A 10,877-nucleotide genomic window follows, 5' to 3' on the forward strand; every position below is an offset into this window, starting at 1 on the left:
CCGAGCCGAGCCGAGCCGAGCCGAGCCGGGCCGGGCCGGGCCGGGCCGGGCCGAGCCGAGCCGGTCGTCTGTACGTTCGGGCCGCCGCCCCGCCCCGGCAGTCACTCCCGCAACAGCCCTTGACAGTTACGCGAAGATTTCGACCTCACGCAGGTTCTCCAGCAGTCCCGGTCGCGTTGGCCGCCACGATAGGAGATCCTGTGTGGCCTGGCTGGAGGCGGGGATGTCGATCCCGAACAGCGGCCCCAGCCAGCCGAAATGATCAGCTGCCTGCTCGACCGGGATCGGGCGCACCGGAAGGTTCAGCCCGTGCCCGATGGCCTCGGCAATCTGCCCGGACGTGACCCCCTCGTCCTGCACGGCGTGCACAACACTTCCGGCGGGGGCGTTCTCGAGTGCCAGCCGGTACAGCGACGCCGCGTCGGCCACGTTCACGGCCGGCCAGCGGTTCGAGCCGTCTGCCGGATAGGCCGAGAAACCCTTCTCCTTGGCGGTAGCGATCAGGAAGTGCACGAAGCCCACCACGCCGGGCCCGTGCACCACGGTGGAGGGGCGCACCGAGACCGCCCGCACGTCCTTCTCGGCCCACTGCAGCGTCTGGGCCTCGACCAGCCCACGGCCCTCCAGAGGAAACGGACGGACGTCTTCAGTCAGTACTGCACCGGGCCGGATCGCGGTGGTTCCGTAGGTGGTCACGAACGGCTTGCCGCTGCCGGCCAGTTCCTCGCCGAGCGCCTGCACCACGGCCAGGTCCTTCACTGCCGCAGCCGACAACGCCCCCAGGTTGCTGTGGTCGAAGGCGGTGTGGATTACCCCGTCGGCCGCCGATGCCCCCGCGCGCAGGCTCTCCGGCTCGTCGATGCTGCCCCGGTACACGTCCACCCCGGCGGCTTGCAGTCGCTGCGCCCCGCTGTCGGACCGGGTCAGGGCGACCACCTGATGGCCGTTCGCCTGCAGTTCGCGGACGACGGCACCGCCGATGAACCCGGTCGCACCGGTGACGAATACCTGCATGATGACTCCTTGCTCGATCGTGCTGACCCCTCCACGGTGCTCCGGCGGGTGGCCGCAGGTCCAAGACCGGTTCCGGGTGGCGCCATGCAGTTCAGGCATCACCGCTGATCAGAGGGCTATCCTGGGCAGATGAACGACCTGGATCTGCGGCTGGTGCGGTACTTCGTGGCAGTGGCCGAACACCAGAACTTCGGCCGGGCCTCGCAGGCTCTGCACGTGGCTCAGCCCTCGCTCAGCCGCCAGGTGCGGCGGCTGGAAGAGGTGCTGGGCGCCAGGCTCCTCGACCGCACCCCGCAGGGCACCCACCTGACTCCGGCGGGCACCGCCTTCCTGCCCCGGGCCGAGGCCTTGCTGCGACTGGCCGATCAGGCCGCCAACGAGGCCCGCACTGCCGCCGACCCCAGCCGCCTCATCGCCGGCTACACCGCCCACCTGATCATCACTCCGGTGGTGGCCGAGATGCGGCGCCGCCACCCGGAGGCCACGATCGAGGCCAGGCACGTGGAATGGAACCAGCCACGAACGGCCCTGCTGGAACACCGCGTGGACGTGGCGGTCACGCGTCTGCCGCTGAACACCGACGGGCTGCAGGTCAGCACGCTGTACGAGGAGCAGCGGGCGGTCCTGATGCACTCGGGTCACCGGCTGGCCGACCGGCAGTCGCTGACCCTGGACGACATCATCGACGAGCCCATGCCCCGGGCCCCCGAGAACGCCGACCCGCTGTGGACCGATTTCTGGCGGCTCGACCCGCGACCGGACGGCCATCCGGCCCCGGACGGGCCGGTGATCGAGACCGTCCAGGACAAGTTCGAGGTGGTTGCCTCGGGCCAGGCGATCGCCATCGTGCCGCTCGCCTCCGGCTACGGACGCCCGGACCTCGTCGGGGTGCCCCTGCTCGGCATTCCTCCTGGCCGGGTGGCGCTCGTGACGCGCGCCGGTGATTCCCGGACCCTGGTCGGCGCCTTCCGTGAGCTGGCCCGGGCCATGATGAAAGGCCCTACCGGTAGCTAGATCGGGAGCAGATTTCAGGCGCTACCGAGCAGGCTGCGTCCTTGAGATGAGTGTCGGGGCGGAACTGCTACTGGTTCACAGCCGACCAAGGTCCTTAGGTCGTCGACGGGTAGCGGCCGCGAACTTCCTGCACCGACGTCGCCAAGGACTCCGCCGCCGCGGGGCTGTCGCTACCGCGATCGGACCGGAACGACTGCAGCTGTTGCTCGGCAGCGGCCAGCCGCTGCCGCACCCCGGACGGATCGGCTGCCGGATCGCTGAGCAGGCTGACCCGCAGGCGCCACCCGGCCAGCTCCAGTGCGGTCGAGTGGACGACCAGGACGTCCTCGACGTCTCGATCGCTGCCGGTGTGCTGTTCGGCCGCTCGCGCCAGTTCGATGTCCAGCTCGGCGAGGCCGTGGTCAAGGTCGGAGACATAGGCGGCCCAGGACTGATGGTCGACCGAGGCGCACTGCGCGTGCGCCTGGTGCAGGCCACCCTGCAGCGTCGTCAGCACCCGGCGGATGGCGCCGGCGTGGGTGGGGTGCCGCAGGGCAGCGGAGTTCTCGGCCGCGGATACCCGACGGCTCACTTCGGTGATCCGGTCCTGCTGCAGGGTTGTCACGTGAGCAGAGGTTACGGCTGAGGGCAGCACGGCACACCGTCGCCGGCATGAACATCGGGTGTGCGGGGGCTGCCCTGATTGCGAGATGGACGAGGCCGAGCCCGGGCTCGCAGGCGGCGCGGCGCTGTTGAAGTGTGCGTGCACGCTCCGCAAGGATCGGTAGCCCCAAGTCACATCAGACGCGAGGTGCCAGTCATGACCAGCATTGACCCCACGACGGACGACATGAGCCACGCCTTCCGCTGGTGGGGGTCCCTGACCAAGGACGAGGCGAGGCAGATGCTGGCCTGGTGTGCCGACGAGGACTCCGTGGAAGAGCCAGAGTCGGCTTTGGCCAAGCAGATTGGCGCCGGACTGCTGGCTCGGGGTGATGATCCTCAAGACGGCCTCGACGAACAAGGACGGCGGCTGGTCGCCTTCTTCGCTGACAGCGGCTGGGCGGACCAGGCCGTGGGGTGGACCGAACTGGAAGAAGGCCGGCGAGCCGCGCTCATGGCCGCTGCGGACGACCCGGCTCCCAGTGCGCAGGTGGTCGACTACCTGCGTGAGGCCGGCATGTACGGCGTGGACGAGAGGGCGACGGGCCACAGCGAGTGGCACCCGGCGGCGCAGGCCTTCCTGCAGTGGGCGAGGGCTGCCAAGCGCTCTTAGCGGCGGTATTGCTGGGTCGGCCGAACGGAAATTAGCCGGGAGCGTCGCGCAGGTCGCTGCGGCTAACCTTTCCGGATGATCGCCGCCGGAACCCGTCTGCTGAACGTCGTCGACGTGGAGGCCACCTGCTGGGACGGCCAGCCCCCGGTGGGCTCGGCCAACGAGATCATCGAAATTGGCCTGACTGTCGTGGATCTCGAGGCCGTGGAGCGGGTCGGGCGGCACCGCCTGATCGTGCGGCCGCGGCGCTCTCAGGTCAGCGCGTTCTGCACCGAGCTCACCGGGCTCACCCAGGCTGAGGTCGACACCGGAGTGAGTTTTGCTGAGGCGTGCCGGTGGCTGGCGGTGAAGCACCAGGCCGGGCAGCGGGTGTGGGCGAGCTGGGGTGACTACGACCGCAACCAGTTCATCCGGCAGTGCCAGGCGAACGGCGTGGAGTATCCGTTCGGCCGGCGCCACGTCAACACCAAGCTGGTCTTTACCGAGGCTCACGGCCTGCGTAAGCGGCCGGGGATGGCGAAGGCGCTGGAAGTGGCCGGTCTGCCGCTGGAGGGGCGCCACCACCGGGGTGAGGACGACGCCTGGAACATTGCTGCGCTGATCCTGGGCCTGGCGCGGCAGGAGAGCTGGCCGTCTCTGTGATCAGCTGGGTCTCGTTCCTCTCTGTCGCTGTCACGGCTGGCCTCGGGACTTGCCGGGCCTCAGCTGAGCTGGGCGTGAAGGACCTGTAAGTAGCTGCGCCCCATGACGAGCTTCCCCTACTCTTGAGCTGATGTCTGGTACGGGGAAGCGCCGAGGTGGTGGGCCAAGGGCCTGGATTCCACCTCTGGTTCACCTGTGCAGACACGTCACTGTCAGGCTCCTTCTGCTGGGAGCTCTGCTGGCTGGGCTGCTGGCCATGCATGCTCTCAGCAGCGGCCACGGCAAGCACGTCGTGGCACCGATCGCCTCGCCGTACAGCGGTGAGCACGTTCACGGCCGGGACCATCACAGCGCAGAGACAGCGGGGGTGGGCGCCGCCCATGACGCTCTGACGGGGGACGCGTCCACCCCCAGACCTGCCGTTCTGGGCTTGTCCCTCCACGAGGGCGGGCCGGTTTCGGCCCTGGGGCAGGCCGGTGATGCGGTCCTGACCTCATCGCTGGCTGAGCCTGTTGATCCGGCGACATCTCATGACCTGTGTCCGGACTGGCTGCCAGGACACTGCCCGTCGGTGCTTTCCCTGGCGCCGATGTGCCAAGCCGTTCTCACCGGCGCGGGCCTGTCCCTGCTGCTCGTACTCGCTGCCCGAGGGTCTGGGTGGCTCCTGACCGTGTGTGGGGCGCTGGCCCAGGCCGAACGAAGGCGCTGGAGACTCTCTCCGCGTCGACCGTCGACCTTGTGCCCCTCCCTGGCTGAACTCTGCATCAGTCGCACCTGAGATGCCCCAGGCGCGCATGCCCGCCCGCCTCCGCGCCGGAGTCGGTGATGCGGTTGAGCGCCTTTGCCGTTTCAGTGCCAGCAGACTCTCGATGCCAGGAGTTTCTTCAGCATGCGCGCAATGCCAACCAGCAAGTTCTGTATCGCTCTGCCGGTCGCCGTCGCCCTTCTGGTGGGTGGGTGCGGAGGCGAAGACGAACCGGCCGCGGGCTCGGCCCACTCCGCCAGTTCCAGTGGCACCACCGGCGCGGCGCAGGCCGAGCCATCGTTCAACAGCGCTGACATCGACTTCGCCAAGGGCATGATCCCGCACCACGTTCAGGCAGTCGAAATGGCGGACATGGCATCGGAGAAGGCCATCAATCCGAAGGTCAAGGAGCTTGCCGCTCAGATCATGACCGCCCAGGGGCCGGAGATCGAGACCCTGTCGGGGCTGCTGTCGAGTTGGGGTGAGCCGGTCCCCAGCTCCGAAGACAGCGAGTCCATGGACGGTATGGACCATGAGGCCGCCGGCCACTCCGGGATGATGATGTCGGAGCAGATGGACGAGCTCGAGGCGGCCGACGGCGCAGAGTTCGAGCGCCTGTGGGTGGACATGATGGTCGAGCACCACGAAGGTGCCGTCGCGATGAGCGAGGCCCAGGTACGCGACGGCTCCAGTGCTGAGGCCAAGCAGCTGGCTCAGACCATCGCCGACACCCAGACCGAGGAAATCGCCGAACTTCGAAGCATCGACCTGGCCTGACCCTTCGTCCCCCGCCGAACCCGGCGCGGGAGTCCGCCCGAGGTCCGGGTCACCAGTCGGGCAGGGCTTCATCCTGGCGGTGAGGCTCTGCCCGGACGACCCGCACCCGGACGCGCCCCGCCTCCGTCGGCATACAGAGGTTCCTGACGTGAGGCGTGTTGCGCACAGGCTCACGTTGCGATGCCCAACCACGTTCTTGGCCCCGGCAAGGAGCGACATGATCAAGCAAACTGCAGCCCAGCGTTCACCATGGCCTCGTCGGCTGCTGTTGGTGTTCCTCGTGCTGACGGGAAGTCTCATGGTGGCGTACCCGGCCGCCGCCCACCTGAAGCTGGTGTCCACAACCCCGGGCGACGGTGGGACCCTGAAGAACCCGTCGGCGGGCGTGAGCATCACCTTCAGCAAGGAAGCCACTCCCCATGGGAACGGGTTCGCCCTCTACAACTCCGCCGGGACATCGGTACCGGTGCGCACCCACACCACTGACGACGGCCTCACCTGGAAGATCCAGCCCACCAGGGCACTGGAAACAGGCGGTCGCTACGGCCTGACCTGGAGCGTGGTCGCCGGCGACGCCCACCCCAAGTCCGGCACGATCACGTTCCGGGTAGCGCAGCAGTCGCCCGCCGACGCCACGAGTGCGGCTGTGCCGCAAACATCTTCTGCACCCTCCCCTCACACCGAAAGCCAGCATCCGCCCTCGGACCCTGATGCCCATGCGGAGACGCCCGGGCATACGAGTAGCGAGCACAACACAGCCGGGGACGGGGCGGCGTTGGATGCGCTGTTGTCCTCTCAGGAAGAGGAAGGGGCGTCGCTCGTCGCTGTTGGCGCCGCGGGGGCCCGCTGGGTGAGCTTCGCGGGAGTCCTTGTCTCTGTAGGAGCCCTGCTTGTTGTTGTGACGACCTTGGTCGGGTCCTCAGGGGATGTGCGGCTGGCCGAACGTGTCGTGCGGGTGGCGGCTGGCCTGGCGGTTGTCGGTGCTGTGGCTGAAGGAGCCCGCCTGCTGGGGGAGACCGGTACGCCGGTGCCGTGGTCGCCCGCCGTGGCCGTTGCGTTGCGATTGCTTGCTGGTGTGGCCCTGATCGTCACCCTCCGCCTCGTGCCGCGCAGTGCAGGTGGGCGGCGTTCGCACGATGTACCAGCTCTGCCTGGAGCCACTGAGGGAGGTAGGTACGGTCCGGTCGACGATGGGCAGCGTCAGGTACGCAGCAGAACCCAGGACTTCAAAGGCCAGTCGGCGCAGCTGCTGCTGACGCCCCCGGTGCGAACGGGGCGAGTTCGAGGGGTTCCGAGTGCGCCCGGGACGACGGCCGTGATCTGTCTGCTGATGCTGTTGTCCTTCGTGTTCGACGGTCACACCGCGAGCGTCGGCCCGAGACCGGTGACAGCGGCGGCTGATCTGGCTCACACCGCTGCCGCTGCCGTGTGGGTCGGCGGCGTTGTCCTGCTGGCTGTCCTTCTTCTGGTGCGCGCCCGGGCCGGGGTGCCGACCGGGGCAGGGGAGTTGGCGGTGCGGTTCTCGGTGCCGGCCACTGCCGCCGTGGTCGTGGCCGGTGTGGCCGGCACCGTTCTGGCCTTCTTGATCGTCGAGAGCCCGGGCGATCTGATCGGCACCGACTGGGGACGCGTGATGATCGCCAAACTGGTCCTCGTCGGGGTCGTCGCCGTCATGGGTTACGTCAACAACCGCTATGCGCTGCCCGCTCTGGACGCCTGGCGGCCCGGCACGGCTCGTCTGCTCAGACGTACGGTCGCGCTGGAGGCCGCAGTCATGATCGCGGTCCTGCTGGTCACGGCGGTTCTTGTCGGCTCGCAGTCGTGACCCGCGCCCGGCCGCCTAGCGGACCAGCCGGGCAATGGCTGCACTGGCTTCTTTGATCTTGATGTCGGCGGCCTCCTCGTCGTTCGAGCGGGCGGCATCCAGCACACAGTGTTTGAGGTGGTCGTCCAGGAGGCCGAGGGCCACCGCCTGCAGGGCGCTGTTCAGAGCGCTGATCTGCGTCAGGATGTCGATGCAGTACTTCTCGTCCTCGACCATCTTGGAGATGCCACGCGCCTGACCCTCGATGCGCTTGAGCCGGTTGAGGTAGCGGCGCTTGTCGGTGATGTATCCGTGGTGGTGCTCCTGGGAGGCGTCGAGTTCGGGCTGGTCATCGGGGGTCGACGGCATGTGGGCGGTCCTTCGCGGGCTCTAGCGGTCCAGGACCGCGCGGGTGCTGGCTTGCGGGCTGCGGTCGATGCGTCGCAGCAACGGGGCGTTGAGGGCCACCACGACCGTGGAGGCTGACATCAGGATCGCACCTACCGACATGGGCACCACAAACCCGATCCCGGTCAGGGCCCTGGCCGCCAGGGGCACGGCCAGGAGGTTGGAGCCGGCGGCCCACCACGGCTTCTGCTCCATCTTGCGGTAGGAGGCCCGGGGGTTGGGCTTGGTCATGGGGTCATTCCCTACGGGCCGTCGGGTAGGTGAAGAACGGGCCGGCGCTTCAGCGGGCGATGCTCTGGAAAGTTCGCAGGCGCAGGCTGTTTCCTACGACGAACACGCTGGACAGGGCCATGGCGGCTCCGGCGAGCATGGGGTTGAGCAGGCCGGTCGCGGCCACCGGGATCGCGGCCACGTTGTAGGCGAAGGCCCAGAACAGGTTGGACCGGATGGTGCTGAGGGTCTTGCGGGACAAGGCGATGGCATCGGCGGCACTGCGCAGGTCGCCGCGTACCAGGGTGATGTCGGAAGCCTGGATCGCGACGTCGGTCCCGGTTCCCATGGCCAGGCCGAGGTCGGCCTGGGCCAGGGCGGGAGCGTCGTTGACCCCGTCACCCACCATGGCCACCGTCCTGCCTTCCTTCTGCAGGCGGGCCACGACGTCGAGCTTGTCCTGGGGCATGACCTCGGCCACGACCTCCTCGATGCCGACCTCGGTGGCGATCTGTCGGGCGACGGCCTGGTTGTCACCGGTGAGCAGGATCGGGGTCAGACCCAGGGCCTTCAGCTGGCGGACGGCTTCGGCGCTGGTGGGCTTGAGGGTGTCGGCGACCACGAGGATGCCGCGCGCGCGGCCGTCCCAGCCGACCGTGACCACGGTCTTTCCCTCGGCCTCGGCTCGTGCCTCGGCAGCGCGCAGGTCGGCGCCCAGATGCTGTGACCAGTCGGCCAGCAGCGATTCCCGGCCGACGACAACGGCTCTGCCCTCGACAACACCGTGCACGCCCTGACCTTGGACGTTCACGAACTGCTCGGCACCCGGGAGGCTGCCGATCTCCTGGGTGGCGGCCTTGGCGATGGCCTGGGCGATCGGGTGCTCGGAAGCATCCTCCAGCGCTCCGGCCAGGCGCAGCAGGCTTGCCCGATCGATGCCGGATTCGGGAACGGCCTCCACGAGGGTCATCCTGCCGGTGGTCACGGTGCCGGTCTTGTCCAGGACGACGGTGTCCACCCTGCGGGTCGACTCCAGGACCTCGGGTCCCTTGATCAGGATCCCCATCTGCGCGCCGCGGCCGGTTCCGACCAGCAAGGCGGTCGGCGTGGCCAGGCCCAGGGCGCAGGGGCAGGCAATGACCAAGACGGCGACGGCAGCAGTGAACGCCGCGCTCGCCGGGAACCCGGCCCCCAGCCAGGCACCCAGCGTGACGACCGCCAGACCGATGGCGATGGGGACGAAGACTCCGGAGATGCGGTCGGCCAGCCGCTGCACCTCGGCCTTGCCGGTCTGCGCGTCCTCGACGAGCTGGGCCATCTGGGCCAACTGCGTGTCCGAGCCCACCCTCGTGGCCCGCACCACCAGTCGCCCGCCGGCGTTGACGGTGGCCCCGGTCACCGCATCACCGGCGCCGACCTCGACCGGCACGGACTCACCGGTCAGCATGGAGGCGTCCACGGCCGAGGTACCCGAGGTCACCACGCCGTCGGTGGCGATCTTCTCCCCGGGGCGAACCACGAACTCGTCGCCGACGACGAGGTCCGCAACGGGGATCCTGGCTTCCTTTCCGCCTCGCAGGATCGAGACGTCCTTGGCGCCCAGGTGCAGCAGTGCCCGCAGCGCGGCGCCGGCCTGACGCTTGGAGCGCTTCTCGAAGTAGCGGCCGGCGAGGATGAACATGGTCACCCCGGCCGCGACCTCGAGGTAGAGGTTCGCGGCGCCGTCGGTGGGTGCCAGGGACAACTCGAACGGGTGGGTCATGCCTGCTTCTCCGGCGCTGCCGAAGAACAGGGCGTACAGCGACCAGCCGAACGCAGCGGCTGTGCCCAGTGAGATCAGCGTGTCCATGGTGGCGGCGCCGTGTCTGAGGTTGGTCCAGGCGGCTCGGTGGAAGGGCCAGGCACCCCAGACGATCACCGGGGCGGCCAGCGTCAGCGAGGCCCACTGCCAGTTGGTGAACTGCAGGGCCGGGGCCATCGCCATGACGATCACCGGCAGACTCAGCGCGACCGACACCAGCAGGCGCTGGCGTAGAGATGCGAGCTCCGGGTCCTCCGCGACGTCCCCGGCCCCGCTGACCTCGTCCTTCTCGGTGACCGGCAGCGCGGCGGTGTACCCGGTCTTCTCCACCTCGGCGATCAGCGCGGCAGGGTCATAACCCTCCGGGACGATGACCCTGGCCTTCTCCGTCGCGTAGTTCACGCTCGCGGCGACACCCTCGAGCTTGTTCAGCTTCTTCTCGATCCGCATCGCGCAGGACGCGCAGGTCATCCCTCCGATGTCCAGCTCGACGGACGAGCCCACGGCTGGCGGGTTTGATGCGCTCACCGAAATCCTTCCTCCACTGCTGTCGGGTGCGGACCACGGATCAGTGGCCGTGTGCCTCATCCGTGTGCGTGCCGTCGTCCTCAGCGTCTGCAACGTGGCCGCCGTTCCCGGAGGGCACGTCCAGGACGAACTGAGCGGTGTGGACTCGACCGTCCACCTGGAAGTCCAGGTAGAGCAGGTACCGGCCGTCGGTAGGGGCCTGGGCCGCGAACGAGATGTCCGGCCCCGTCGTGCTCTTCGGGCCGGGGGCTTCGCCTTCGGCATGAACGTGCAGGTACGCCAGGTCGCCCTCGCGTAGCGCGACCAGGTGCCCATAGGCCCCCAGGTACGGCTCCAGGGCCGAGACTGGTTCGTTGTCACGACTGACCGAGATGGTCAGCGTCCGTGACGTGCCGACAGCGAGATCCCCGGTGATTGCCACGTCGAAGCCGTCCACGTGGTCGGTCCGGATCGCCGCAGGCGGAGGTTGCGGTGTGAAAGGGCCTGCCACATCGAAGGTTCGCCGCAGGGTGACCTTGCTCGGTGCGCCCTGCGCGGCCGGGACAAAGTCGGTCAGGACGCTGTACGTGCCGGCCTGGGCCCACTGCCAGGGAATGGACCAGGTGCCGGTCGCCGGATCGAGCGCGGGGTGCACGTGCCGGAATTGAGTCCCGTCGTTGCGCACCACGATCAGGTGCAG

At 68.8% G+C, this 10,877-nt stretch carries 9 protein-coding genes and 2 pseudogenes; 5 read left to right on the forward strand and 6 right to left on the reverse strand.

The window, feature by feature from the left end; translation table 11 throughout:
- Positions 1-126: 126 nt before the first annotated feature.
- Complete coding sequence (locus tag LWF15_RS35555; protein WP_232815411.1) at positions 127-1,014, reverse strand: SDR family oxidoreductase; 888 nt, start codon at positions 1,012-1,014, stop codon at positions 127-129.
- 129 nt (positions 1,015-1,143) lie between these two features.
- Here LWF15_RS35555 and LWF15_RS35560 point away from each other — a divergent pair, with 129 nt between their 5' ends.
- Positions 1,144-2,028, forward strand: coding sequence for a LysR family transcriptional regulator (locus tag LWF15_RS35560; protein WP_232815412.1), 885 nt, complete (start codon positions 1,144-1,146; stop codon positions 2,026-2,028).
- A 94-nt stretch (positions 2,029-2,122) separates the two neighbouring features.
- Here the strand turns inward: LWF15_RS35560 and LWF15_RS35565 are convergent, their stop codons facing one another.
- Positions 2,123-2,632: a hypothetical protein gene (locus tag LWF15_RS35565; protein ID WP_232815413.1), complete on the reverse strand. Its 510-nt coding sequence runs from the start codon at positions 2,630-2,632 to the stop codon at positions 2,123-2,125.
- 195 nt (positions 2,633-2,827) lie between these two features.
- Here LWF15_RS35565 and LWF15_RS35570 point away from each other — a divergent pair, with 195 nt between their 5' ends.
- The 4 genes from LWF15_RS35570 to LWF15_RS35585 all read left to right on the forward strand — a co-directional run bounded on the left by LWF15_RS35570 (position 2,828) and on the right by LWF15_RS35585 (position 7,272).
- Positions 2,828-3,283 carry a hypothetical protein gene (locus tag LWF15_RS35570; protein ID WP_232815414.1) on the forward strand — a complete coding sequence of 152 codons (456 nt, stop codon included), beginning with the start codon at positions 2,828-2,830 and terminating at the stop codon, positions 3,281-3,283.
- 75 nt (positions 3,284-3,358) lie between these two features.
- Positions 3,359-3,925, forward strand: a complete 567-nt coding sequence (locus LWF15_RS35575) for a 3'-5' exonuclease (RefSeq protein ID WP_232815415.1) — start codon at positions 3,359-3,361, stop codon at positions 3,923-3,925.
- Positions 3,926-4,766: 841 nt separating this feature from the next.
- Positions 4,767-5,447 carry a DUF305 domain-containing protein gene (locus LWF15_RS35580; RefSeq protein WP_232815416.1) on the forward strand — a complete coding sequence of 227 codons (681 nt, stop codon included), beginning with the start codon at positions 4,767-4,769 and terminating at the stop codon, positions 5,445-5,447.
- Between the two features lie 148 nt (positions 5,448-5,595).
- Positions 5,596-7,272 (forward strand): copper resistance CopC/CopD family protein, encoded by a 1,677-nt coding sequence (locus LWF15_RS35585; RefSeq protein ID WP_232815417.1) that lies wholly within the window; start codon positions 5,596-5,598, stop codon positions 7,270-7,272.
- A 15-nt stretch (positions 7,273-7,287) separates the two neighbouring features.
- On the opposite strand, the gene LWF15_RS35590 is transcribed toward LWF15_RS35585, so the two are convergent.
- The 4 genes and pseudogenes from LWF15_RS35590 to LWF15_RS35605 all read right to left on the reverse strand — a co-directional run.
- Positions 7,288-7,620 (reverse strand): metal-sensitive transcriptional regulator, encoded by a 333-nt coding sequence (locus LWF15_RS35590; RefSeq protein WP_232815418.1) that lies wholly within the window; start codon positions 7,618-7,620, stop codon positions 7,288-7,290.
- A gap of 21 nt (positions 7,621-7,641) precedes the next feature.
- Positions 7,642-7,872 (reverse strand): annotated as a pseudogene (locus LWF15_RS35595) (heavy metal translocating P-type ATPase); the annotation flags it as partial.
- A gap of 67 nt (positions 7,873-7,939) precedes the next feature.
- Positions 7,940-10,198: a heavy metal translocating P-type ATPase gene (locus tag LWF15_RS35600; RefSeq protein ID WP_232815420.1), complete on the reverse strand. Its 2,259-nt coding sequence runs from the start codon at positions 10,196-10,198 to the stop codon at positions 7,940-7,942.
- Between the two features lie 40 nt (positions 10,199-10,238).
- Positions 10,239-10,877 (reverse strand): annotated as a pseudogene (locus LWF15_RS35605) (heavy-metal-associated domain-containing protein); the annotation flags it as partial.

Source organism: Kineosporia rhizophila (assembly GCF_021277265.1).
Taxonomy (GTDB): domain Bacteria; phylum Actinomycetota; class Actinomycetes; order Actinomycetales; family Kineosporiaceae; genus Kineosporia; species Kineosporia rhizophila.

Bases quoted from the DNA above. Each gene is read 5' to 3' on its own strand.
- LWF15_RS35555 (WP_232815411.1), bottom strand. From the start codon at position 1,014: ATGCAGGTATTCGTCACCGGTGCGACCGGGTTCATCGGCGGTGCCGTC.
- LWF15_RS35560 (WP_232815412.1), top strand. From the start codon at position 1,144: ATGAACGACCTGGATCTGCGGCTGGTGCGGTACTTCGTGGCAGTGGCC.
- LWF15_RS35570 (WP_232815414.1), top strand. From the start codon at position 2,828: ATGACCAGCATTGACCCCACGACGGACGACATGAGCCACGCCTTCCGC.
- LWF15_RS35575 (WP_232815415.1), top strand. From the start codon at position 3,359: ATGATCGCCGCCGGAACCCGTCTGCTGAACGTCGTCGACGTGGAGGCC.
- LWF15_RS35590 (WP_232815418.1), bottom strand. From the start codon at position 7,620: ATGCCGTCGACCCCCGATGACCAGCCCGAACTCGACGCCTCCCAGGAG.